Below are 21,951 nucleotides of genomic sequence, written 5' to 3'. Positions count from 1 at the left end.
ACAGGTCAACTTCAAGCCTTGGCTTTGTCAGCCTCGGAGGTGAACGAATCGGCGTAAAACTCTTCTTCGGGCAAATGGCCCTGCGCCACATAGTCGCGCTTGGCCGAGTCCACCACGATGGGTGCGCCGCAGGCATAAACCTGATGACCTGACAAGTCAGGGAAGTCCTGCAGCACCGCTTGGTGAACAAAGCCGGTGCGGCCGCTCCACTGGTCTTCGGCCTCGGCATTCGAGATCACGGGTACATATTTCAGGTTGGGCATCTCGGCCAGGCGCGCTTCGATCCAGTCCGCCATGTACAGGTCGGCCGGACGGCGGCCGCCCCAGTACAGCGTGGCCGGGCGGGTGATGCCGCGGTGTTGCATGTGCTCGATCAGCGCCTTGATGGGTGCAAAGCCCGTGCCCGAGGCCAGCAGCACCATGGGCTTGTTGCTGTCTTCACGCAGGTAAAAGCTGCCGTACGGGCCTTCGGCACGCAGGATGTCTTTTTCTTTCATGGTGGTGAACACCGGGTCGGTGAACTTGCCGCCCGGCATGTGGCGGATGTGCAGCTCCACGGTGGGCGGGGCCACCTCCAGGGTGTGCGGGGCGTTGGCCATGCTGTAGCTGCGGCGCGAGCCGTCGCGCAACAAAAATTCGATGTACTGGCCTGCGTGGAACTTCATCACGTCGTTGGCGGGCAGTTGCAGCTTCATCACGATGACGTCGTGCGATTTTTTCTCCAGGCTCAGCACACGCACCGGCATTTTCTTGACGGGCAGGCCGCCTTCGGCCGTGACTTGTTTCGATTCGAGCACCACATCGCTTTGGGCGGTGGCGCAGCAGGTCAGCACCAGGCCTTGGGCTTCTTCGTCTGCAGACAGGGCTTTGTCCTGGTGCGGGCCGTGCACCACGGTGCCCGAGATCTTCTTGCATTTGCAAGAACCACAAGCGCCGTCCTTGCAGCCATAGGGCAGGCCAATGCCTTGGCGGATGCCTGCTGCGAGCAGGGTTTCGTTGTCATCGGCGCTGAAGCTGCGCCCACTGGGCTGTACGGAAATTTGAAAGCTCATCTTTTGGGTATCCTAGAGGGCGTGAATATCACCCGGAACCCTTGATTTTGCCTTCAAACCAAACCCCCTTGGGCGCACGGCCTGCCCGTTTTCGCCGCCAGCGCGTTTTGATCGTGGGCTGTGGCGATGTGGGCTTGCGCGCTGCGGGTCAGCTGGGTGCGCCCCAAAGCCAACGTGTGCGGCTGATGGCGCTGACTTCTTCACCTGAACGGGTGAGGCTGCTGCGGGCCTGCGGCATCACCCCCTTGCAGGGCAACCTGGACGATGCAGTCAGCTTGAAGCGCTTGGCTGGCATTGCACACCGGGTGATCCATCTGGCGCCGCCGCCCACCGACCGCCAAGGCGCCTCGGACCGTGATCCGCGCAGCTTGGCCTTGGTGCGCGCCTTGCGCCTGCGCACGCTGCCACAAGCCTTGGTTTATGGCTCCACCACGGGTGTTTATGGCGACTGCGCCGGTCAGCGGGTCGATGAAACCCGGACCGTGAATCCGCACACCCCCCGCGCTCAGCGCCGGGTCGATGCGGAAAATTTGATGCGGTTTTTGGGGCGCAGTGGCGTGCGGGTGAGTGTGCTGCGCATCCCCGGCATTTACGCCCCCGACCGCGAAGGCGGCACGCCCCGCGAGCGCTTGCTCAGGGGCACGCCCGTGCTGGTGGCCAAGGAGGATGTGTACACCAACCACATCCATGCCAACGATCTGGCCCGGGTCTGTGCCGCCGCTTTGTGGCGCGGCAAGCCGCAGCGCGTGGTGAACGTCACCGACGACACCGATCTGAAGATGGGCGACTACTTTGACCTGGCCGCTGGCCTTTATGGCTTGGCCAAGCCACCCCGCATTTCACGCCACGATGCCAACACCGCCTTGCCCCTGATGCTGCTCAGCTTCATGAGCGAGTCCAGGCGGCTGGACAACACCCGCATGAAAAAAGAATTGAAGGTTCGCTTGCATTACCCGCATGTGCGCGACGGCCTGAGCCCGCAAGGCGCTTTGTTTTCGGGGGCGCGATGACTTCTTTGCGCATCGACAAATGGCTGTGGGCGGCCCGTTTTTACAAAACCCGCAGCCTGGCCAGCGAAGAGATCGGCAAGAACCGTGTGCAGGTCAACGGCCAGGACGCCAAGCCGTCCAAAGAGGTCAAACCCGGCGACACCGTGTGTCTGCGCCAAGGCGCTGTGGAGCGCACGGTTGTGGTGCAAGGTTTGAGCGGCGTGCGTGGCCCGGCTACGGTGGCGCAGCTGCTCTACACAGAAACGCCGGAAAGCATCTCGGCCCGTCAAAAAGCCGCCGAACAGAACCGTTTGGCCCGTGAGCCCGCGCTGAGCATTGAACAGGGCCGTCCCACCAAGCGCGACCGCCGGCAGATTGAGCGCAACTGGAATGACCGTTGGAGTGCGGGGATCGATTGAGGGCGGGATAAGCCTGTGAAGCGCCCAAGAAAAAATCCGCAAGTTGCTAGAACTTGCGGCCTTGTTCTGGTGCCCGGGGCCGGACTCGAACCGGCACGCCTTGCGGCGGGGGATTTTGAGTCCCCTGAGTCTACCAATTTCACCACCCGGGCGGGCATTTGTGAAGACATGAATTATGGCACAGCATTGACCGATTTTTTTAAGACAATGACGAAAAGTTGCAGATCAATCGTCACGCAAGTGTCTTGACCCAAGTCACTGCATCTGATGCTGCGGTCAAGTTATGGCAAAGTACGCGAATGATTTATCCAACCATTGAAGATGCGATCGGCAAAACACCTTTGGTGGCTTTGCAGCGCTTGGGGGCAGCGGATTGCGCTGCGCGTGGCAATGTGATTTTGGGCAAGCTCGAGGGCAACAACCCGGCGGGCTCCGTGAAGGATCGGCCCGCCTTGTCGATGATTCGGCGGGCCGAAGAGCGCGGCGAGATCAAGCCGGGCGACACCCTGATCGAGGCGACTTCCGGCAACACCGGCATTGCGCTGGCCATGGCGGCGGCCATCAAGGGCTACCGCATGGTCTTGATCATGCCGGAGGACCTTTCAATTGAACGCGCCCAGACCATGAAGGCGTTTGGTGCCGAGTTGATCCTCACGCCCAAGAGCGGCGGCATGGAATACGCCCGTGATTTGGCCGACAACATGGCCGCGCAAGGCAAGGGCCGCATCCTGGATCAGTTTGCCAACGCCGACAACCCGCGCATCCATTACGAAACCACCGGCCCCGAGATCTGGGAGCAGACGGGCGGCAAAGTGACCCACTTTGTCAGCGCCATGGGCACCACCGGCACCATCACGGGCGTGTCGCGGTTTCTGAAAGAAAAGAACCCGGCGATTCGCATCATCGGTGCCCAGCCCAGCGAGGGCTCGCGCATTCCGGGTATCCGCAAGTGGCCCCAGGAATACCTTCCCAAAATTTATGACCCCAGCCAGGTGGACGAGCTGATTTACGTGAGCCAAAACGATGCCGAGGAAAGCTGCCGCCAGATGGCGCGGACCGAAGGCATCTTTGCGGGCATCTCGGCTGCGGGGGCTTGCTGGGTGGCCCAGCAAGTAGCTAAGACGGCGCAAAACGCCACCATCGTCTTCATCGTCTGCGATCGCGGTGACCGCTATTTGTCCACGGGCGTGTTTCCCGCCTGACCGGAGGCTTCATGGCTGAATACCGCTTTTGCCCCATGTGTGCCAGTCCTCTGGCCTGGCTTTCGCAAATGGAAGACGGGGGCGAAACGATGCGCCTGCGTTGCACCACCTGCGACTTCACCCACTGGAACAACCCCACGCCCGTGCTGGCAGGCATTGTGCAAGTGGGCGACCAGATTTTGTTGGCCCGCAATGCCGCATGGCCTGGGCGGCGTTTTGCGCTGATCACCGGCTTTATGGAAGCGGGCGAAACGCCCGAAGAAGGCATCACACGCGAGATTGCCGAAGAAACCAACCTGAAGGTGTCAGCGCTCAAGCTGATTGGCGTTTATGACTTTCAGCGCATGAACCAGGTGATCATTGCATACCACGCGGTGGCCGAGGGTGAGGTGCGTTTGTCGCCCGAGTTGGCCGAGTACAAGATGTTCGACTTCGAGGATTTGATCTGCTGGCCAGCAGGCACCGGTTACGCCTTGGGCGACTGGCTGCGCACCATCGGCATCGAGCCGAAATTCATGACGTGGGAAGAGCGTGCCGCGCAGAGCCAGGAAGCGAATCAGGACACATGATGCAGATCGACAAAGAAATTGACACCAGCGGCCTGAACTGCCCCTTGCCCATTTTGAAAGCCAAAAAGGCTTTGAACGAGATGAGCAGCGGTCAGGTGCTCAAAGTGACGGCAACCGATCCGGGCGCTTGGCGCGACTTCGAGGCCTTTGCCCGGCAGACCGGCAACGATTTGTTGATGCAGGAAAAGACCGAAACGGCGTTTGTGTTTGCACTCAAACGCCGTTGAGAAGGGGCCGCTGAGCCTTACAGGCTCAAGCCCTTGAGGTAGTCGCGGAACGAAGCGCCCACCTGCGGGTGCTGCAAAGCCAGCTCCACCGTGGCTTCCAGAAAGCCTTCCTTGCTGCCGCAGTCGTAGCGCTTGCCTTGGTACTGAAATGCGTACACCGCTTCGCGCTGCATCAGGCGGGCGATGGCATCGGTGAGCTGGATTTCGCCGCCCACGCCGGTGGGCTGGTTGCGGATCTCGTCAAAAATGCCTGGCGTGAGGATGTAGCGGCCGGCCACCCCCATGCGCGAAGGCGCTTTGTCCGGGCTGGGTTTTTCCACAATTTGCTCGACACGGATGAGCTGTTTGCCTGCAGGCTCGCCAGCGACGATGCCGTAGCGCCTGACCTGGTCGAGTGGCACTTCCTGCACCGCCAAAACCGATCGGCCTTGCTTGGTATAGGCCTCAACCATTTGGGACAACACAGAGGTGCCCGAGTTGACCATCAGGTCATCGGCCAGCAGCACCGCAAACGGCTCGTTGCCCACCAAAGGCTCGGCGCACAGCACTGCGTGGCCCAGGCCGAGCATGCGGTTTTGGCGCACGTAGGCGCACACCATGTCGTCGGGTTGCACCGAGCGCACCAAGGCCAGCAATTCGTCCTTGTGCGCGGCTTCGAGTTCGCTTTCGAGTTCGTAAGCGGTGTCAAAATGGTCTTCGATGGCCCGCTTGCTGCGGCCCGTGACAAAGATCATGTGGCGCACCCCCGCCGCATAGGCTTCTTCCACCGCGTACTGGATCAGCGGCTTGTCGACCACCGGCAGCATCTCTTTGGGCGCGGCTTTGGTGGCAGGCAAAAAGCGCGTGCCCAGACCTGCAACAGGGAACACGGCTTTGCGGATGACGTTGTGGCTCATGGGGGTGTCCTTGGTGTGCAGGCGATCAGCCCAGGCGTTGCAGTTGCTGGCGAATTTTATCGAGCGTGGCACCGAAATCGGCCACGCGCTTTCTGGTCTCGTCGAGCACGGCTTGCGGGGCTTTGGCCACAAAGGCTTCGTTGCCAAGCTTGGCGTTGGCCTTGGTTATTTCGCCTTCGAGGCGGGCAACTTCCTTGCTCAGACGGATTTTTTCAGCGGCCGCATCCACTTCGATGAAAAGGCACAGTCGCGCTTCGCCCACTACGGCCACAGGGGCCGATTGTGCGGCGGCTATCCATTCGGCTTCGGTGTCAAACACCTTCACTTCGCTCAGCTTGGCCAGCGACTGCAGCACGGGGGCTACGCTTTGCATGAAAGTGGTGTCACCCAGCACATACAGGGGCATGCGGGTCGAGGGGGAGACGTTCATTTCGCCCCGCAGGTTGCGGCAGGCGTCGACCAGGGTTTTGAGCTTGGCCACATGGGCTTCGGCTGCTTCGTCGATGCGCTCAGGCTGGCTCACGGGGTAGGCCGCAATGCTGACCGACTCGCCCGGGCGGCCCGCCACCACCGACACTTTTTGCCAGAGTTCTTCGGTGATGAAGGGGATGATGGGGTGCGCCAAGCGCATGATGGTTTCGAGTGTGCGGATCAGGGTGCGGCGGGTGGCGCGTTGTTGCGCGTCGTTACCGGTGTTGATTTGCACCTTGGCGATTTCGAGGTACCAGTCGCAGAACTCGTTCCAGACAAAGTCATAAATCGTGTTGGCCACGTTGTCCAGGCGGTACTCGGCAAAGCCTTTGGCCACATCGGCTTCGACGCGCTGCAGCTGCGAGCTGATCCAGCGGTCGGCCTGGCTGAAGGCCAAGTAGCCGTGGGCCGGGCCGCCCACTTCGCACTCGGCTTTGGTGTGCTCTTTCAGGCCGCAGTCCTGGCCTTCGCAGTTCATCAGCACAAAGCGGGTGGCGTTCCACAGCTTGTTGCAGAAGTTACGGTAACCCTCGCAGCGCTTGGAGTCAAAGTTGATGCTGCGGCCCAGTGACGCGAGCGCCGCGAATGTGAAGCGCAGGGCGTCGGCACCGTAGGCAGGGATGCCGTCTGGGAATTCTTTTTCGGTTTGCTTGCGGACCTTGGGGGCGGTCTCGGGCTTGCGCAGGCCTTGGGTGCGTTTTTCCAGCAGGGGTTCGAGCGTGATGCCGTCGATCAGGTCAACCGGGTCGAGCACATTGCCCTCGGACTTGCTCATCTTCTTGCCTTGGGCATCGAGCACCAGGCCGTGGATGTAGACGTGTTTGAAGGGCACTTTGCCGGTGAAGTGCGTGGTCATCATGATCATCCGGGCGACCCAGAAGAAGATGATGTCGTAGCCGGTGACCAGGACGCTGCTGGGCAGGTAGAGGTCGTAGTCGGGTGTCTTCTCGGGCCAGCCCATGGTGCTGAACGGCACCAGTGCCGACGAGTACCAAGTGTCGAGCACGTCTTCATCCCGCTTGAGCGTCTTGCCGGGGGCTTGTGCTTGGGCCTCGGCCTCGTTGCGTGCGACGTACACCTTGCCGTCTTCGTCGTACCAAGCGGGAATCTGGTGGCCCCACCACAACTGGCGCGAGATGCACCAGTCCTGGATGTTGTTCATCCACTGGTTGTAGGTGTTGACCCAGTTCTCGGGCACAAAGCTCACGGCACCTGACTGCACGGCGTCGATGGCTTTTTGGGCAATGCTCTTGCCGGTGGCGTCGCCTTGGCCCACCTGGTTCATGGCCACAAACCACTGGTCGGTCAGCATGGGCTCGATCACCTGGCCGGTGCGGGCGCAGCGCGGCACCATCAGCTTGTGTTTCTTCACCTCGACCAAAGCGCCTGCGGCTTCCAGGTCAGTCACCACGGCCTTGCGGGCCACGAAGCGGTCCAGGCCCTGGTATTTCTCGGGCGCGTTCGTGTTGATCGTCGCGTCCAAATTCAGCACGCAGATCATCTCCAGCTTGTGGCGCTGACCGACCTGGTAGTCGTTGGTGTCGTGCGCGGGCGTGACCTTGACCACGCCGGTGCCAAAGGCCTTGTCCACGTAGTCGTCGGCGATCACGGGGATGGTGCGGCCGCACAGTGGCAGGTTGACCTGTTGGCCAATCAGGTGTTTGTAGCGCTCGTCTTCTGGATGCACCATCACGGCCACGTCACCCAGCAGGGTTTCGGGGCGGGTGGTGGCCACGGTCACGCTTCCCGAACCATCGGCCAATTCATAGCGGATGTGCCACATCGAGCCGTCTTCTTCGGCGCTTTCGACTTCCAGATCGGACACGGCGCTTTGCAGCACTGGGTCCCAGTTGACCAGACGTTTGCCGCGGTAGATCAGGCCTTGCTCGTAAAGCTGCACAAAGGTTTCGGTCACGGTTTGGGACAGCTTGGGGTCCATCGTGAAGTATTCGCGGCTCCAGTCCACGCTGTCGCCCATGCGGCGCATTTGGCTGGTGATGGTGCTGCCCGATTCTTCTTTCCACTCCCACACCTTGCTCACAAAGTTCTTGCGCGCTTCTGCGGGTGTGGGGCCCATGTCGTGGCGGCTGATGCCTTTGGCCTGCAGCTGGCGCTCCACCACGATCTGGGTGGCGATGCCCGCATGGTCCGTGCCCGGAATCCAGGCCGTGTTGTGGCCCAGCATGCGGTGGTAGCGGGTCAACGAGTCCATGATGGTCTGGTTGAAGGCGTGGCCCATGTGCAGGGTGCCGGTCACGTTGGGCGGGGGCAGCTGGATGGCAAACGCTGGAGCGCCTTCCTTGGGCGCTTGGGTGCCCCGGAAACCGGCGACACCGTAACCGCGTTTCTCCCACTCGGGTCCCCAATGGGCTTCCAGCGCGGCGGGTTCAAACGATTTGGACAGGCTCTCAAGGCCGGGCTGATGCGCCACAGTGGCGGGTGCGTTGCTCATGGGGAGGGTCTTTTCAAAAAAGAAAACGGCAGCTCAGCAGATGCCGTGCGGGACCCTGTCAGGCCCCAAAACAATGATTTTACCCAGCCCTTCTGGCCTGCTCTTGGGCCTGAAGGGCCCGCTGCTCGGGTTTACCGTCAGCTTGCAGTCCTGCAAATGAGAAGGGGGGGCGGCTAATTAGTTGATATTTATCAATGCGGCTGCTCAATAGCATCGGGCAATCAATGCCATTGCATCAATCTATTGGGCAGACTGAACGGTACAGAGTTAATCTACGCCGTCTCTGGCGATCCTGCCAGGGCAATCGACTCAAAACCCACAAGGAGATATCCATGGCAGCACTCAAAGGCTCGCGCACGGAACAATGCCTGAAGGACGCCTTCGCTGGCGAATCCCAGGCCAACCGTCGCTATTTGTACTTCGCGAACAAAGCTGACGTTGAAGGTCAGAACGACGTGGCAGCCCTGTTCCGTTCCACCGCTGAAGGTGAAACAGGTCATGCCCACGGTCACCTGGAATTCCTGGAGCAATCCGGCGACCCAGCAACTGGCATGCCCATTGGCTCGACACGTGACAACCTGGCTTCGGCTGTGGCTGGCGAAACCCACGAGTACACCGACATGTACCCTGGCATGGCCAAGACCGCCCGCGAAGAGGGTTTTGACGAAATCGCCGACTGGTTCGAGACCCTGGCCAAGGCTGAGCGTTCACACGCCAACCGTTACCAGAAAGCCTTGAACGAACTGGTGGATTGATTCCCCTGGTCCGCGAGCCCGCTGCACCGCAAGTCGCAGCGGGTTTTTCTCAGGGCTCTGGCTGCAGAGTCTTCAGAAAAACCCGATAAAAATCCCAAAGGAGCACAACATGGCCAAAGAAGGCAACCTCGAAGCCCCCACCCGGCACGCGCTGGGCTGGGAGAGCCCCGACTTCTACAACGAAGAAAAGTGCTTTGATGAGCTTGAGCGCATTTTTGACATTTGCCATGGCTGCCGCCGCTGTGTGAGCCTGTGCAACTCTTTCCCCACCTTGTTCGACCTGGTGGATGAAAGCAGCACCATGGAAGTCGATGGCGTCGACAAAAAGGACTACTGGAAAGTGGTCGACCAGTGCTTCATGTGCGACCTGTGCTACATGACCAAGTGCCCCTACACCCCTCCCCACGAGTGGAACCTGGACTTCCCGCACACCATGTTGCGCGCCAAAGCCATCAAGTTCAAAAAAGGTGAAGTGGGCGCTGCTGAAAAGTTCCTCGCCTCGACCGACACACACGGCTCCTTTGCCGGCATCCCGATCGTTGTGCAAGCCATCAACGCCATCAACAAAACCGAAGCGGCGCGCAGCGTCATGGAGAGCGTGGCGGGCGTGGACAAAAACGCCTGGCTGCCCTCGTTGGCCACTAAAAAGTTCCGCTCCAGCGCCCCGGATGCCCAAGCGTCCAAAGTGGTGGACGGCGATAAAACACCGGGCAAAGTGGCGATCTATTCCACCTGCTACATCAACTACAACGAGCCGGGCATTGGCCACGACTTGCTCAAAATTCTGGACCACAACGACATCCCGTATGTGCTGGTCGAGAAAGAAAAATGCTGCGGCATGCCCAAGCTGGAGCTGGGCGACTTGGACTCGGTCAAGGACTCCAAAGAAGCCAACATCCCGGTCCTGGCCAAATACGCCAAAGACGGTTACGCCATCATGGCGGCCGTGCCCAGCTGTGCTTTGATGTTCAAGCAGGAAATCCCGCTCATGTTCCCGGACTGCACCGACACCCAGTTGGTCAAAGACGCGATGTGGGACCCGTTTGAATACTTCATGGCCCGCAAACGCGATGGCTTGCTCAAGACCGAATTCCCGCAAAAGCTGGGCAATGTGAGCTACCAGATTCCTTGCCACGGTCGGGTGCAAAACATCGGCAAGAAGACCGAAGAAATGCTCAAGATGATCCCGGACACCGAGATCAACACGATCGAGCGCTGCTCGGGCCACGCTGGCACTTACGGCGTCAAAAAAGGCTCACACGAGATGGCGATGAAGATCGGCAAACCCGTGTTCAAAGCCATGGCCACCATGAAGGACGGCTCCAAGCCCGACTTCATCAGCTCCGACTGCCCGCTGGGCGGCCACCACATTGCCCAGGGCTTTGAGGTCAATGGCCTGGGCGCCCCTGAACTGAACCACCCCTTGACCTTGGTGCGCAAAGCCTACGGTCTCAAATAAGGAACACTGCCATGCAACTCACCGGAAAAATCACGCCCGAGACCCTGATGTCTTTGGAGGCCTACACCAAGTGGCGCAAGGTGCACAAGCCAGAAGTGATTGCCCACCGCAAGCTGCGCAGCGTCCGCCTGGGTGAGCACATCAACATGCAGTTCGAGAGCGAGACCACCATCCGCTACCAGATCCAGGAGATGCTGCGCATCGAAAAAGTCTTCGAAGAAGAGGGCATCCTGCAAGAGATCGAGGCCTATGCCCCGCTGGTGCCGGACGGCAGCAACTGGAAGGCGACCATGATGATCGAGTACGTCGACATCAATGAGCGCAGACGCGAACTGGCCAAGCTGATCGGCGTGGAAGACCGCATGTTTGTTGAAGTCGAAGGCCATGGCCGTGTTTATGCCATTGCCGACGAAGACCTGGACCGCGAGACCGATGAAAAAACCTCAGCGGTGCACTTTGTGCGCTTTGAACTCAAGCCCGCCATGTGTGCGGCCGTGAAGGCTGGCGCTGGGGTCAAGTTGGGGTGCGACCACACGCATTACCCCTCACACATCGACATCGCGCCCGACACGCTGGCCAGTTTGGCGGGTGATCTGAAGTAATCCGTCAGTGATTTTCATGCCATACCCCTGCTGCGGCCCTTGGGCTGTTGCAGGGGTTTTCTTTTGATCGGTATCTCGGTCGCTTCTGACTTGTCTGCGCCTAAGAGCGCCGGGCCCGTGTCTGGGCAGAAGGTCGTGGCTTAGAGGCCCAACTGAGCCGGGTCGCCTTGACCGTGGCGCAGCACGGTGGGTTCATCGCCACTCATGTCGATCACGGTGGTGGGTTCGAGCGAGCACGCCCCGGCATCGATGACCGCGCCCACCTGGTGTTCCAGTCGTTCACGAATCTCTTCGGGGTCGTTCAGCGGCAGCTCTTCGCCCGGCATGATGAGGGTGGCCGCCAGCAGTGGGGCGCCATGCAGGGCCAGCAGTTCTTGCAACACTTTGTGCTCGGGCACGCGCAGACCGATGGTTTTGCGCTGCGGGTGGCTCAAGCGGCGCGGCACTTCCTTGGTGGCTTCGAGGATGAAGGTGAAGGGCCCAGGCGTGGCCTGCTTGATGGCGCGAAACTGGCGGTTGTCTACTTTGGCGTAGTTAGCCAGCTCGCTCAGGTCGCGGCACAGCAGCGTCAAGTGGTGCTTGTCGTCCACACCCCGGATGCGGCGTAACTGGTCGGCGGCGTTTTTGTCGTCCAGGTGGCAGACCAGGGCGTAACTGGAATCGGTGGGCACGGCCAGCACGCTGCCTTGGTTGAGCAGCTGCACGGCTTGCTTGAGCAGGCGCGCTTGCGGGTTGTCGGGGTGAACAGTGAAAAACTGGGCCATGGGTCAAGGCAGTCGACTGCCGGTGAAGCGTGAATGTCTAAATATGGGGGCGGGGCCCGCTTTGAAAAGAGGCTGTCCTCAGGTTTCCGGGGGCTGGATGTTGATGCGGTTTTCACGCACGGTGAGCCAGGCCCCCAAAGCACCGCACAGCGCAATCAAGCCCATGCCCACAAAGGTCCATTGGTCAGGCAGGTGGTTGAAGACGATCCAGCCGCCCAGCACACCGAAGCCAATTTGTGCGTACATGTAAGGGGTGAGCGTGGCGGCCGGGGCGCGGCCATAGGCCAGGATCAGGAAAAAGTGCCCCACCGTGCCCATCAGGCCCATCAGCAACAGCTGCAGCCAAACCACCCCATCGGTGGGCATTTGCCACACGAAAGGCAGCATGAGGGAGGCCAGCACCGTCACGATCCAGCCTGTGTAAAAGTGCGTGGTGATCGGGTCCTCGGTCTTGGACATGTGGCTGGTCAGAATCTGGAACCCGGCATTGGCCAGCACCAGCAGCAGGGGCAAGGCCAAGGTCCAGTCAAATTCATGGCTGCCCGGGCGAATGATGACCAAGGTGCCCACGAAACCGCCCAGCACCAGCAGCCAGCGCAGGGGGCGGATGCTTTCCTTGAGCATCCAGGCCGACAGCAAGGTGATCACCAGCGGGCTCAAAAGCGAGATGGCGGTGAACTCGCCCACGGGCATGTACTTGAGGCTTGTGAAGGCCAGGACGCCGCAGGCCAACAAGAGCAGTCCTCGCGCCAGCTGAAAGCGGGGGTTGCGGGTGCGCAACACTTGGCGGCCACGGCCGGGCCAAACCACGATGGTGGTGATCAGCGCCTGAATGACGTAGCGGAACCACAGGGCGACCAATACCGACAGGCCGGCACTCACATGCCGGGTGGTGGTGTCCAAGGTGGCGAAACAGGCGGTGGCCAAGACCGCAAAGCCGATGCCCTGAAGGCTGGCGTGTCGGTGCGTCGGGTTCACTGGATGCGGTCGGCGAGCATGTCCCAGACGGGGGTCAGCTGACCCGGCAAGAGGGGCAGGGTGCCCAGGTCGATGCGGCTTTCTTCGGGACTGTGAAAGTCACTGCCGCGCGAAGCCACCAGGTCGAATTCGAGGGCGGTTTCTGCGTAGCGCACCGCTTCTTGCGAGGAGTGGCTGCCGGTTATGACTTCTACCCCACGCCCGCCATGGGCCTTGAATTCGCTGAACAGTGCGTACTCTTCGTTGGGCGTGAAGCCATAACGGGCCGGGTGGGCAATGACGGCGATGCCACCGGCCTCGGTGATCCACTGCACCGCTTCTTGCAGCCGCGCCCAGCGGTGCGGCACGTAGCCGGGTTTGCCTTCGGTCAGGTATTTGCGAAACACCTCCGAGGTGTCGCTGCAGACACCCGTTTCGACCAGATGCCGGGCAAAGTGGGTGCGCGAGATCAGCTCGGGGTTGCCCACGTAGTGCAGGGCGCCTTCGTAGGCGTTTTTGATGCCGACTTTGGCCAGGCCGTCTGACATCTCCTGGGCGCGTTCGCTGCGCCCGCCCCGGGTGCGGCGCAGGCCTTCAGCCAATGCGGTGTTGTGGTGGTCAAAGCCCAATCCGACGATGTGCACCGTCTGGTGGGCAAAGGTGACCGAAATCTCGGTGCCGGTCAGGTAGGGCAGACCCAAGCCACGCGCAGCCGTCAGGGCGCGTTGCTGACCGCCAATTTCGTCGTGGTCGGTCAGGGCCCAAAGTTCGACGCCATTGGCTTTGGCGCGTTCGGCCAGGGCTTCGGGGGTGAGGGTGCCGTCGGAGATGACGGAATGGCAGTGCAGGTCGGCGTTCATGATGTGTTCCACGGTTCATTTTAGGCGCATGCGCCGATGTGCCCACTGCCGCCATCCCAAGCCCCCGGCAACAGCCTTGCGCTGGGTCGGGGTGTTGTGCCTGGCCGATAATCCCGCCATGAACCTGATGACCCTGCCGGAGCCTGCGACATGGCACTGATGATTACCGACGAATGCATCAACTGCGATGTGTGTGAGCCCGAGTGCCCGAATCAGGCGATCTATCTGGGCGAGGAAATTTACGAAATCGATCCCGGTAAATGCACCGAATGTGTGGGGCATTTTGACGAGCCACAGTGTGTACAGGTCTGCCCTGTGGCTTGCATCCCGGTGAACCCGCAGCATGTAGAGAGCCAGGAATCCTTGTGGGCCAAATACCGGCGTTTGCAGAGCCAGTAAAAGCCTTTTGAGGGCTTTGGTGGCTCAGTTGGCTGTAGGCGGTGGCGTTTGGCCCGGTGTGTCTGCCGGTGTGACAGTTGATTGGCTTGGGGCAGGTTTCGGCGGTTTGGGGCGCGGCGGCTTGCTGGTGTGAATTTGGGCCATGGCTTTTTCCATGTCGCCCGCCAGCAGCAAGGGCAAGGCCTTGACGGAACGGGCAATGCTTTCCTCAATCGCCAACCGGTGCTCTGCCATGGGCTTTTTCAAGACCCAGTTCACCACTTCGGCTTTGACGCCAGGATGCCCCACGCCAATGCGCAAGCGCCAGTAATCGGCCGTGCCCAATTGGGTGTGGATGTCGCGCAGTCCGTTGTGTCCTGCATGGCTGCCGCCCAACTTGAGCTTGGCTTCACCCGGTGAAATGTCTAATTCGTCATGGGCCACCAAAATTTCCTGAGGCTGGATTTTGAAGAACCTGGCCAAGGCGCTGACCGATTTTCCCGACAAATTCATGAAGGTTTGCGGCTCCAGCAGCCACACGGTTTGCCCCTTGACCGTGGTGCGGGCCAACAGTCCGTGGTAACTGCGCTCGGGCACGAGGGAGACCTTGAGTTCGCGTGCGACCGCGTCGATCCACCAAAAACCGACGTTGTGTCGGGTGTCTTCGTATTCACTGCCCGGATTGCCCAGGCCAACTAACAGTTTGATCATGTGGCGATTATCCCTGCTCGGTTTCTGCGGACTTGCCATCGTGCAGACCAAGCAAAAGGCCCGCTTGCGCGGGCCTTGGGTGCTGGCTATGGATATCAATACGCTTCAGGCAAATTCCACCAGGGCCTTTTTCATTTTTTTCATGGCCGCCACCTCGATTTGGCGGATGCGCTCGGCGCTCACGCCGTACTCGTCAGCCAGGTCGTGCAGCGTCATGCCGCCCGAGCCGTTGTCGTTCACCTTGAGCCAGCGTTCTTCCACAATGCGGCGGCTGCGGTCGTCCAGCACGCTCAAAGCGGTCGCCAAGCCATCGCTGGCCATCAGGTCACGCTGGTGCGCTTCGATCATCGCGGTGGGCTCGTGGTTCACATCGGCCAGGTAGGCAATGGGGCCAAAGGCCTGCTCACCGTTGTCCGAGGGGGCCGGGTCCAGCAGCACATCGCCGCCGGACATGCGCATTTCCATCTCACGCACTTCCTCGCGCTTGACGTTCAGGCTGTTCGCCATCGCGTCGACCTGGTCGGGCGTCAGGGTGTCGCGGTGCGTGCCTTCGTCGGCATCGGACTTGTAGCCCTGCTTCATCGAGCGCAGGTTGAAAAACAACTTGCGCTGGGCCTTGGTGGTGGCCACCTTGACCATGCGCCAGTTTTTCAGGATGTACTCGTGGATTTCGGCCTTGATCCAGTGCAGCGCGTAGCTCACCAGACGCACGCCTTGGTCGGGGTCAAAGCGTTTGACCGCCTTCATCAGGCCCACATTGCCTTCCTGGATCAGGTCGCCGTGTGGCAGGCCATAGCCCAGGTATTGGCGCGAGACCGACACCACCAGACGCAGGTGCGAGAGCACCAGCTTGCGGGCGGCTTCGAGGTCGTCGTTGGCTTTGAGTTGGCGGGCTGCCTCTTGCTCTTCCTCGAGGGTGAGCATGGGCATGCGGTTGACCGCAGAGATATAAGCGTCTAGGTGGCCGATCGAGGGCACCACGGCCCAAGGGTTGGTCAATGCGATGGCTTGGGTGGGGGATCCAGTTTGAACAGACATACCAGAACTCCTTTCAGAGAATTCCTTGAATATTAGCACTCTCCGGGGTGGAGTGCTAAATCGGAGGGTCTACACCCTGGAGGTTCTAGGGTTAACCCTTTGTTTGTCGAGGTTTCCCTTGTACAGAGCTTGTTTTCAGCTCAGCAGCGCCTGGGCAAACTCGTGGGCATCGAAGGTTTCCAGGTCCTGCAGTTGCTCGCCCACGCCGATGAAATAGACCGGGATCGGCCTTTCGCGTGCAATGGCGCACAGAACCCCGCCTTTGGCCGTTCCGTCCAGTTTGGTCACAATCAGGCCGGTCAGGCCCAGGGTCTCGTCAAAGGCCTTGACCTGGGCCAGGGCGTTTTGGCCCGTGTTGCCATCGATCACCAGCAAGACCTCGTGCGGCGCCGTGGCATCGGCTTTTTGCACCACTCGCTTGATTTTTTTGAGTTCTTCCATCAGGTGCTGCTGTGTGGGCAGTCGCCCCGCGGTGTCCACCAGCACCACATCGCGGCCCCGGGCGCGCCCTGCGCTCACCGCGTCAAAGCTCACGGCTGCCGGGTCACCGCCTTGTTGGCTGATGATTTCCACGGTGTTGCGGTCGGCCCAGACGGCCAATTGCTCCTTGGCCGCTGCGCGGAAGGTGTCGGCTGCCGCCAGCAGCACGCTCAGGCCATCATCGGCCAAGTGCTTGGTGAGCTTGCCAATCGAGGTGGTTTTGCCTGCGCCGTTGACCCCGGCCACCATGATCACCGTGGGATGATGCGCGCCGATTTCGAGAGGTTTTTGCAGGGGTTGCAACAACTGGGCAATGGCGTCGGCCAGCAAGCCCTTGACTTGAGCGGGTTCAGTGGCCTTGGCTTCCTTGACGCGGCGCTTGAGGTCTTGCAGCAAATATTCTGTCGCCTTGACGCCACTGTCGGCCATCAGCAAGGCTGTTTCCAGCTCTTCATAAAGTGCGTCGTCGATGCGCGTGCCGGTGAACACCGTGGTGAGGTTGGAGCCGGTTTTACGCAGACCGGCTTTGAGCCGATCCATCCAGCCTTGCCTTGCCGCAGGTGCGGTTTGGGCACTTGAGTCCCCTGCAGGGGCATCCGGTGCGGCTGGGGGTGACATGCCTGCCGATGCGGCTGCAGTGACGCCTGCAGTCGGCGATTGGGCCTCAGGTGGCGGGGATTTTTTTTTGAAGAAACTGAACATGGCTGGCTTTTCAAGGATCATGCATTCTATGAAACCCCATTTTCTTGTTGGAATTTCCCTGACTCTCACGGTACTGGCATCCCCTCTGGCCTTGTGGGCGCAGGCAACGCCCACCCCGGCGGGCTCCACCACAGCTGCGAATGCTGCACAGGTTGCGCCCAGAGCATCGGTTCAAACCTTCACATTGGCCAACGGCATGGCGCTGTGGGTCAAGCCTGACCGGCGCGCCCCCACGGCGGTGCACATGGTGTGGCTGCGCGTGGGCTCCATGGACGAGGTGGATGGCACCAGCGGTGTGGCCCATGTGCTCGAGCACATGCTGTTCAAAGGTACGCCCACCTTGGCTGTGGGGGAGTTTTCCAGGCGCGTGGCCGCTTTGGGCGGGCGCGAAAACGCCTTCACCGCCAAGGATTACACCGGCTATTACCAGCAGATTCCGTCGAACCAACTCGAAGCCGTGATGCGTCTGGAGTCGGACCGCTTTGCCAACAACCAGTGGCCCGATGCCGAATTTGCCAAAGAGCTGGAGGTGGTGAAAGAAGAGCGCCGCCTGCGCACCGACGACAACCCCCGCGCCCAGTTGCACGAAATGCTCTCGGCCACGGCCTTGTCGGCTTCGCCCTACCGTCGCCCCATCGTCGGCTGGATGAGCGACCTCGAGGCCATGACGGCGCAGGACGCCCGCGACTTTTACCGCAAGTGGTACACCCCGGCCAACGCGGTGGTGGTGGTGGCGGGCGATGTCGACCCGCTGCAAGTCAAGGCACTGGCTGACCAGTATTACGGCGTCATCCCGACCCGAGCTGTGCCCGAGCGCAAGCCACGAGAAGAGCCCGCGCAGCAAGGCCTGCGTCGCTTCGAATTCAAAGCCCCGGCTGAGCAGTCGTATGTGGCCTTGGCCTTCAAGGTGCCGCGCTTGGCGAGCCTCGCGGCCTCGCCTGAGCACGACGATGCCCTGGCCCTGACGGTGCTGGCGGCTGTGCTCGATGGCTACAGCGGCGCGCGTCTGGACCGCGCCCTGACCCAAGGTGAAAACCGCCTGGCCGACAGCGTGGGTGCCTACAACGGCCTCATGGGACGTGGGCCGCAGTTCTTTTATCTGGAAGGTGTGCCCGCCAAAGGCCAAACACCGCAAGCGCTGGAAGCGGCCTTGCGTGCCCAGGTGCAGCGCGTGGCCACCGAGGGCGTCAACGAGGTCGAGCTGCAGCGCGTCAAAACCCAATGGGTGGCCAGCGAAATCTACAAGCTGGACTCGGTCTTCAACCAGGCCCGCGAGTTGGGTGTGGCCTGGGTTTTGGGGCTGCCGCCCGACCATGGCACCCAACTGATGGCCCGTTTGCGTCAGGTCACAGCGGCCCAGGTGCAAGCCGTGGCCCAAAAATACTTTGGCGACGACAGCCTTACGGTGGCGGTGTTGCGTCCACAACCGCTGTCCGGTCACGCGCGTGCCCGGCGTGCGCCTGTAGGCGCACGGCACTGAGCCTCCGCCGCAGTGTTAACACCCCCTCATGAAAGTGAAATTCCCCATGCCTTTGATGTTTACTTGGCCAGCCGCACCGTTGCGTTGCTGGCGTTCGGTGTGCTTGCTGGGGGCCAGCCTATGGCTGGTCGGTGGGGCGCAAGCGACCTTGCCGATTGCGCACTGGACTCAGGCCAGCGGGGCGCGGGTGTACTTGGTCGAAAGCCATGCCATTCCCATGGTGGATGTGCAGATCGACCTGGACGCAGGCAGCCGCCGCGACCCGGCCACCCAGGCTGGGCTGGCTTCGGTCATGGCCGGTCAAATCGCCAGTGGCCTGCGGGCCGATCCGTCGGGCAAGGGCCCGTATGCCCAGGCCCTCGATGAGAACCAGATCGGTGAGGCTTGGGCTGATCTGGGTGCCAGTTTTGGCAGCAGCACCAGTGGTGACCGTTTGAGCTTTTCTCTGCGCAGTTTGAGCTACCCGGATTTGCTGAACAAGGCGGTGGCGCTGGCTGCACGCCAGATGGCGCATCCTGCCTTTCCCGAGGCGATTTGGGCCAGAGACCGCGAAAAGATGTCGGCCAGCCTGCGCGAGTCCTTGACCAAGCCCGCTGTCGTGGCACAAAACCGTTTTGCCCAAGCCGTGTATGGTGCGCACCCTTATGGTTATCGGGCCACGCCCGAGTCCTTGTCGCGCATCTCGGCCCAAGATTTGCGTGCATTGCATGCCAAGGCGCTGCGCTCTTGCCGTGCCTCCGTCAGTTTGGTGGGCGACTTGACGCGCGCACAGGCCGATGAACTGGTCAAGCGCTTGCTGGCACTGTGGCCTAGCGAACCCGGATGCCAGAGCCTGCCTGCGGTGCCCGAAGTGCCCGCTTTGGCGCAGGCCCAGGACTTGATGCTGCCGTTTGATTCGGCGCAGGCCCATGTGCTCTTGGGGCAGCCGGGCTACAAGCGCAACGATCCTGACTTCTTCCCTCTGCTGGTGGGCAACCATATTTTGGGTGGTGGCGGTTTTGTGTCGCGCTTGACAGAGCAGGTGCGGGAAAAACGCGGCCTGAGCTACAGTGTTTACAGCTACTTCTCGCCGGGTTTGCATGCCGGGGCCTTTACCGTGGGCCTACAGACCCGTCCTGACCAGGCTGTGCAAGCATTGCAGGTGGCCAAGGAAGTGGTGCAGGTCTTTGTGCGAGAAGGCCCAAGCCAAGCCGAGTTGCAAGCCGCCCAATCGAATCTGGTGGGCGGCTTTGCCCTGCGCATTGACAGCAACCGCAAACTGCTGGAAAACGTGGCCAACATCGCCTGGAACCGCTTGCCGCTGAATTACCTGGACACCTGGACGCAGCAGGTCGAGCGCGTGACCACCGCCGATGTGCGTCGGGCCATGGCCCGCGTGCTGCAGCCAGATCGCATGGCCACGGTGGTGTTGGGCGGCAGCGCGCCTTGAAAGATCGGACACACGGCGTTACAACTGCACCCAGCACTTCGTCCTCACCACGTCTTCGGGCCGCGTTGTAGTTGCAAGTCCAACAAGGTGTTGGGCTTCAAACCCGAATGAAAGAAGTCTTATCATGAACAAGTTGCTCGCTACACTGGTTGCCGGTTTCTTCGCTGCCGGTGCATTCGCTCAAGCGCCTGCAGCCCCTGCGGCGACCACCACACCCGCAGCAGTTGCTGCGCCCGCCAAGGCTGACATGAAAGATGCCAAGGCCGAAGCCAAAGCGACCAAAGCCGAGAAAAAGGCAGCGGCCAAAGCTGAACAGAAAGCGAACAAAGAAAACGCCGCCAAAACGGCAGAAAAAGCACAAGCGCCTGCAGCCAAAGGCGCTGAAAAGGCAGCTGCCAAGGCAGAAGTGAAAGCCGACGTAAAAGCCCCACAAGGCAAGTAAGCGGTGGACGCCAGACGCATAGTCTGGCGTCGCATGAGGCATGCGACCCAGCCCCGAAAAAACCAGCCAAGTGCTGGTTTTTTCTTGCCTGCGCCGAAGCAAAAAATGTCGGTGCTAAAGCTACCGACCTACGGGGGCGGTATTCGTAGGTCGGCGGTCGAAGACCCCGACATGGGGTCTGTGCCGGAGCGGACAACCGTCAGAGCCGACCTACGGTAGGCCGTATTTGTCGGCGGCTTGAGCCCCGACATCGACCTTTGCCCAGGCCCGCAATCCATCCAGACCTGGTGCGCAGTCATGGCTTGCTCGCGGCCTTTACACTTGCCGCCTATGCCTCCAACGCCCAAAAACAGAACAGCAGCGTCGTCTGCGCGCCAACCTGCAGCCAAGCCAGCCGCCCAGTGTGGCCCCAAGGGACACGCCGCACACGAAGTGCGCATCATCGGCGGCCAGTGGCGCAGAACCCGGCTGAAAGTGATCGACAAGCCCGGCCTGCGCCCCACGCCCGACCGGGTGCGTGAAACCCTCTTCAACTGGCTCGGACAAGACCTGAGCGGCTGGCGCTGTGTGGATGCCTTTGCGGGTACAGGGGCTCTGGGCCTCGAAGCCGCATCGCGGGGGGCAGCGCATGTGCTCATGCTCGAACAAGATTCTTTGCTTGTGCGTGCCTTGCAAGAGCATGTTGTGCGCTTGCAAGCCAGCACGGTGCAGGTGCAGCGCAGCGACGCCATCACCGCTTTGCAGCGCTTGTCTGCGGGCAGTGTCGATCTGGTGTTCATCGACCCGCCCTTTGATGGACCCTGGTTTGAGCCCGCACTTCAAGCCGCTGTACGGGCAGTGCCTGTGGGCGGCTGGGTCTACCTCGAAGCGCCGCAGGCCTGGACGCCAGAGGCTTTGCAGCCGCTGGGCTTGCAGTGCGAGCGCCACCTCAAAGCCGGTGCCGTGCACGCGCATTTGCTGCAACGCACTGCATAATTTGCCGCCATCCATTTGCCCTGCCATTCGTCCAAGGACACGCCCATGAACCGATCTGTGACCGCTGTGTATTCCGGTACTTTTGACCCCATTACCCTGGGGCATGAAGACGCCATCCGCCGCGCAGCCCAGATGTTTGACCGGGTCATCATCGCTGTGGCCAAAGCCCATCACAAAAACACGATGTTCACCCTGGACGAACGGTTGGCGTTGGCGCAGGCTGCCCTGGCCGATTGCCCCAATGTGAGCGCGCTGCCTTTTGATGGCCTGATCGTCAACTTTGTGAGCGCGCAAAACGCTCAGGTCATTGTGCGTGGCCTGCGCTCGGTGACCGACTACGACTACGAAACCCAGATGTCCGGCATGAACCGGCACCTGGCCCCGCAGCTGGACACCGTTTTCCTGCACACCAGCGCGAACGTGCAGCACATCAGCAGCACCTTGGTGCGCGAAATCGCCAAATTGGGCGGTGATGTTTCGGGTCTGGTGTCGTCGCCTGTGGGGCAAGCTTTGCGGGCCAAAGTCTCACTCAAGGCCTGACTGCCTGAATGGGCCTCGCAGGCCCTGTGGCGTGATTTTCGGACGGTCCGAATTCAGGGTAAATCCTAGTCAAATGTCTCATGCATGGGACCTGCTTGTCCT

The 21,951-nt window shown here is 61.0% G+C and carries 23 protein-coding genes and 1 tRNA gene; 14 read left to right on the top strand and 10 right to left on the bottom strand.

The genetic code is table 11. The features are described 5' to 3' along the window. Positions 1 to 11: 11 nt before the first annotated feature. Entirely contained in the window at positions 12 to 1,052 is a 1,041-nt protein-coding gene (locus tag AMM33_RS02940) for a CDP-6-deoxy-delta-3,4-glucoseen reductase (RefSeq protein ID WP_090138599.1), read from the bottom strand. 47 nt (positions 1,053 to 1,099) lie between these two features. Between AMM33_RS02940 and AMM33_RS02935 the strand changes: the two genes are divergently transcribed. After that, positions 1,100 to 2,062, top strand: coding sequence for an SDR family oxidoreductase (locus AMM33_RS02935; protein WP_090138783.1), 963 nt, complete (start codon positions 1,100 to 1,102; stop codon positions 2,060 to 2,062). Then, positions 2,059 to 2,460 carry an RNA-binding S4 domain-containing protein gene (locus AMM33_RS02930; RefSeq protein WP_090138597.1) on the top strand — a complete coding sequence of 134 codons (402 nt, stop codon included), beginning with the start codon at positions 2,059 to 2,061 and terminating at the stop codon, positions 2,458 to 2,460. Before AMM33_RS02935 ends, AMM33_RS02930 begins: the two co-directional genes overlap by 4 nt. Before the next feature lie 67 nt (positions 2,461 to 2,527). On the opposite strand, the gene AMM33_RS02925 is transcribed toward AMM33_RS02930, so the two are convergent. Beyond that, a tRNA-Leu gene (locus AMM33_RS02925) sits at positions 2,528 to 2,612 on the bottom strand. Positions 2,613 to 2,759: 147 nt separating this feature from the next. Between AMM33_RS02925 and cysM the strand changes: the two genes are divergently transcribed. Genes cysM through AMM33_RS02910 form a run of 3 tightly spaced genes read left to right on the top strand, consistent with a single transcriptional unit; the run spans position 2,760 to position 4,458 of the window. Next, a complete protein-coding gene (cysM, locus tag AMM33_RS02920) occupies positions 2,760 to 3,662 on the top strand; it encodes a cysteine synthase CysM (protein WP_090138595.1) in 903 nt (300 codons plus the stop codon). An 11-nt stretch (positions 3,663 to 3,673) separates the two neighbouring features. Further along, positions 3,674 to 4,231, top strand: coding sequence for an NUDIX domain-containing protein (locus AMM33_RS02915; protein WP_090138593.1), 558 nt, complete (start codon positions 3,674 to 3,676; stop codon positions 4,229 to 4,231). Further along, positions 4,231 to 4,458: a sulfurtransferase TusA family protein gene (locus tag AMM33_RS02910; protein ID WP_194945191.1), complete on the top strand. Its 228-nt coding sequence runs from the start codon at positions 4,231 to 4,233 to the stop codon at positions 4,456 to 4,458. The genes AMM33_RS02915 and AMM33_RS02910 overlap by 1 nt, the downstream gene beginning before the upstream one ends. Before the next feature lie 17 nt (positions 4,459 to 4,475). Here AMM33_RS02910 and galU read toward each other — a convergent pair whose 3' ends face one another. Beyond that, positions 4,476 to 5,354 carry a UTP--glucose-1-phosphate uridylyltransferase GalU gene (galU, locus tag AMM33_RS02905; RefSeq protein ID WP_090138589.1) on the bottom strand — a complete coding sequence of 293 codons (879 nt, stop codon included), beginning with the start codon at positions 5,352 to 5,354 and terminating at the stop codon, positions 4,476 to 4,478. A 25-nt stretch (positions 5,355 to 5,379) separates the two neighbouring features. Continuing rightward, the gene (locus tag AMM33_RS02900; RefSeq protein ID WP_090138587.1) at positions 5,380 to 8,277 is read right to left on the bottom strand and encodes a valine--tRNA ligase; all 2,898 of its coding nucleotides are present in this window, start codon (positions 8,275 to 8,277) and stop codon (positions 5,380 to 5,382) included. Positions 8,278 to 8,609: 332 nt separating this feature from the next. On the opposite strand from AMM33_RS02900, the gene AMM33_RS02895 reads away from it, so the two are divergent. From AMM33_RS02895 to AMM33_RS02885, 3 genes are all read left to right on the top strand, one after another. Beyond that, positions 8,610 to 9,032: a rubrerythrin family protein gene (locus AMM33_RS02895; RefSeq protein ID WP_062408037.1), complete on the top strand. Its 423-nt coding sequence runs from the start codon at positions 8,610 to 8,612 to the stop codon at positions 9,030 to 9,032. Positions 9,033 to 9,141: 109 nt separating this feature from the next. Then, positions 9,142 to 10,491, top strand: a complete 1,350-nt coding sequence (locus AMM33_RS02890; RefSeq protein WP_090138585.1) for a (Fe-S)-binding protein — start codon at positions 9,142 to 9,144, stop codon at positions 10,489 to 10,491. Positions 10,492 to 10,502: 11 nt separating this feature from the next. Then, a complete protein-coding gene (locus AMM33_RS02885; RefSeq protein ID WP_090138583.1) occupies positions 10,503 to 11,093 on the top strand; it encodes a DUF3501 family protein in 591 nt (196 codons plus the stop codon). Between the two features lie 140 nt (positions 11,094 to 11,233). Here AMM33_RS02885 and AMM33_RS02880 read toward each other — a convergent pair whose 3' ends face one another. The 3 genes from AMM33_RS02880 to AMM33_RS02870 all read right to left on the bottom strand — a co-directional run bounded on the left by AMM33_RS02880 (position 11,234) and on the right by AMM33_RS02870 (position 13,674). After that, a complete protein-coding gene (locus tag AMM33_RS02880) occupies positions 11,234 to 11,857 on the bottom strand; it encodes an L-threonylcarbamoyladenylate synthase (protein ID WP_090138581.1) in 624 nt (207 codons plus the stop codon). 78 nt (positions 11,858 to 11,935) lie between these two features. After that, entirely contained in the window at positions 11,936 to 12,835 is a 900-nt protein-coding gene (locus tag AMM33_RS02875; RefSeq protein WP_090138579.1) for a DMT family transporter, read from the bottom strand. Next, positions 12,832 to 13,674, bottom strand: coding sequence for a 3',5'-nucleoside bisphosphate phosphatase (locus tag AMM33_RS02870; RefSeq protein WP_090138577.1), 843 nt, complete (start codon positions 13,672 to 13,674; stop codon positions 12,832 to 12,834). Before AMM33_RS02870 ends, AMM33_RS02875 begins: the two co-directional genes overlap by 4 nt. A 150-nt stretch (positions 13,675 to 13,824) precedes the next feature. Here AMM33_RS02870 and AMM33_RS02865 point away from each other — a divergent pair, with 150 nt between their 5' ends. Further along, complete coding sequence (locus AMM33_RS02865; protein ID WP_090138575.1) at positions 13,825 to 14,073, top strand: YfhL family 4Fe-4S dicluster ferredoxin; 249 nt, start codon at positions 13,825 to 13,827, stop codon at positions 14,071 to 14,073. A 24-nt stretch (positions 14,074 to 14,097) separates the two neighbouring features. On the opposite strand, the gene pth is transcribed toward AMM33_RS02865, so the two are convergent. The 3 genes from pth to ftsY all read right to left on the bottom strand — a co-directional run bounded on the left by pth (position 14,098) and on the right by ftsY (position 16,983). Next, positions 14,098 to 14,763 carry an aminoacyl-tRNA hydrolase gene (gene pth / locus AMM33_RS02860; protein ID WP_090138574.1) on the bottom strand — a complete coding sequence of 222 codons (666 nt, stop codon included), beginning with the start codon at positions 14,761 to 14,763 and terminating at the stop codon, positions 14,098 to 14,100. 105 nt (positions 14,764 to 14,868) lie between these two features. Next, the gene (rpoH, locus tag AMM33_RS02855) at positions 14,869 to 15,801 is read right to left on the bottom strand and encodes an RNA polymerase sigma factor RpoH (RefSeq protein ID WP_090138572.1); all 933 of its coding nucleotides are present in this window, start codon (positions 15,799 to 15,801) and stop codon (positions 14,869 to 14,871) included. A gap of 135 nt (positions 15,802 to 15,936) precedes the next feature. Then, positions 15,937 to 16,983: a signal recognition particle-docking protein FtsY gene (ftsY, locus tag AMM33_RS02850; RefSeq protein WP_090138781.1), complete on the bottom strand. Its 1,047-nt coding sequence runs from the start codon at positions 16,981 to 16,983 to the stop codon at positions 15,937 to 15,939. 28 nt (positions 16,984 to 17,011) lie between these two features. Here ftsY and AMM33_RS02845 point away from each other — a divergent pair, with 28 nt between their 5' ends. The 5 genes from AMM33_RS02845 to coaD all read left to right on the top strand — a co-directional run bounded on the left by AMM33_RS02845 (position 17,012) and on the right by coaD (position 21,849). After that, positions 17,012 to 18,463 carry a M16 family metallopeptidase gene (locus AMM33_RS02845; RefSeq protein WP_090138570.1) on the top strand — a complete coding sequence of 484 codons (1,452 nt, stop codon included), beginning with the start codon at positions 17,012 to 17,014 and terminating at the stop codon, positions 18,461 to 18,463. 55 nt (positions 18,464 to 18,518) lie between these two features. Next, positions 18,519 to 19,892 carry a M16 family metallopeptidase gene (locus AMM33_RS02840; RefSeq protein ID WP_090138779.1) on the top strand — a complete coding sequence of 458 codons (1,374 nt, stop codon included), beginning with the start codon at positions 18,519 to 18,521 and terminating at the stop codon, positions 19,890 to 19,892. 124 nt (positions 19,893 to 20,016) lie between these two features. Next, on the top strand, positions 20,017 to 20,334 hold the full coding sequence (locus tag AMM33_RS02835; protein WP_090138568.1) for a hypothetical protein: 318 nt from the start codon (positions 20,017 to 20,019) through the stop codon (positions 20,332 to 20,334). Positions 20,335 to 20,664: 330 nt separating this feature from the next. Beyond that, entirely contained in the window at positions 20,665 to 21,309 is a 645-nt protein-coding gene (gene rsmD, locus AMM33_RS02830) for a 16S rRNA (guanine(966)-N(2))-methyltransferase RsmD (RefSeq protein ID WP_090138566.1), read from the top strand. Between the two features lie 45 nt (positions 21,310 to 21,354). Then, positions 21,355 to 21,849 (top strand): pantetheine-phosphate adenylyltransferase, encoded by a 495-nt coding sequence (coaD, locus tag AMM33_RS02825; RefSeq protein ID WP_090138565.1) that lies wholly within the window; start codon positions 21,355 to 21,357, stop codon positions 21,847 to 21,849. The last annotated feature ends 102 nt before the right edge of the window (positions 21,850 to 21,951 follow it).

It is taken from the genome of Limnohabitans sp. DM1, assembly GCF_001269385.1.
Taxonomy (GTDB): domain Bacteria; phylum Pseudomonadota; class Gammaproteobacteria; order Burkholderiales; family Burkholderiaceae_C; genus Limnohabitans_A.
Note: the sequence above shows the minus strand (reverse complement) of the source record. Positions and strands in the feature narration are given on the sequence as shown.

Excerpts from the sequence above, each read along its gene's own strand:
- AMM33_RS02940 (WP_090138599.1), bottom strand. The coding sequence starts at position 1,052 with ATGAGCTTTCAAATTTCCGTACAGCCCAGTGGGCGCAGCTTCAGCGCC.
- AMM33_RS02930 (WP_090138597.1), top strand. The coding sequence starts at position 2,059 with ATGACTTCTTTGCGCATCGACAAATGGCTGTGGGCGGCCCGTTTTTAC.
- cysM (WP_090138595.1), top strand. The coding sequence starts at position 2,760 with ATGATTTATCCAACCATTGAAGATGCGATCGGCAAAACACCTTTGGTG.
- AMM33_RS02915 (WP_090138593.1), top strand. The coding sequence starts at position 3,674 with ATGGCTGAATACCGCTTTTGCCCCATGTGTGCCAGTCCTCTGGCCTGG.
- AMM33_RS02910 (WP_194945191.1), top strand. The coding sequence starts at position 4,231 with ATGCAGATCGACAAAGAAATTGACACCAGCGGCCTGAACTGCCCCTTG.
- galU (WP_090138589.1), bottom strand. The coding sequence starts at position 5,354 with ATGAGCCACAACGTCATCCGCAAAGCCGTGTTCCCTGTTGCAGGTCTG.
- AMM33_RS02900 (WP_090138587.1), bottom strand. The coding sequence starts at position 8,277 with ATGAGCAACGCACCCGCCACTGTGGCGCATCAGCCCGGCCTTGAGAGC.
- AMM33_RS02895 (WP_062408037.1), top strand. The coding sequence starts at position 8,610 with ATGGCAGCACTCAAAGGCTCGCGCACGGAACAATGCCTGAAGGACGCC.
- AMM33_RS02890 (WP_090138585.1), top strand. The coding sequence starts at position 9,142 with ATGGCCAAAGAAGGCAACCTCGAAGCCCCCACCCGGCACGCGCTGGGC.
- AMM33_RS02885 (WP_090138583.1), top strand. The coding sequence starts at position 10,503 with ATGCAACTCACCGGAAAAATCACGCCCGAGACCCTGATGTCTTTGGAG.
- AMM33_RS02880 (WP_090138581.1), bottom strand. The coding sequence starts at position 11,857 with ATGGCCCAGTTTTTCACTGTTCACCCCGACAACCCGCAAGCGCGCCTG.
- AMM33_RS02870 (WP_090138577.1), bottom strand. The coding sequence starts at position 13,674 with ATGAACGCCGACCTGCACTGCCATTCCGTCATCTCCGACGGCACCCTC.
- AMM33_RS02865 (WP_090138575.1), top strand. The coding sequence starts at position 13,825 with ATGGCACTGATGATTACCGACGAATGCATCAACTGCGATGTGTGTGAG.
- pth (WP_090138574.1), bottom strand. The coding sequence starts at position 14,763 with ATGATCAAACTGTTAGTTGGCCTGGGCAATCCGGGCAGTGAATACGAA.
- rpoH (WP_090138572.1), bottom strand. The coding sequence starts at position 15,801 with ATGTCTGTTCAAACTGGATCCCCCACCCAAGCCATCGCATTGACCAAC.
- ftsY (WP_090138781.1), bottom strand. The coding sequence starts at position 16,983 with ATGTTCAGTTTCTTCAAAAAAAAATCCCCGCCACCTGAGGCCCAATCG.
- AMM33_RS02845 (WP_090138570.1), top strand. The coding sequence starts at position 17,012 with ATGAAACCCCATTTTCTTGTTGGAATTTCCCTGACTCTCACGGTACTG.
- AMM33_RS02840 (WP_090138779.1), top strand. The coding sequence starts at position 18,519 with ATGTTTACTTGGCCAGCCGCACCGTTGCGTTGCTGGCGTTCGGTGTGC.
- AMM33_RS02835 (WP_090138568.1), top strand. The coding sequence starts at position 20,017 with ATGAACAAGTTGCTCGCTACACTGGTTGCCGGTTTCTTCGCTGCCGGT.
- rsmD (WP_090138566.1), top strand. The coding sequence starts at position 20,665 with ATGCCTCCAACGCCCAAAAACAGAACAGCAGCGTCGTCTGCGCGCCAA.
- coaD (WP_090138565.1), top strand. The coding sequence starts at position 21,355 with ATGAACCGATCTGTGACCGCTGTGTATTCCGGTACTTTTGACCCCATT.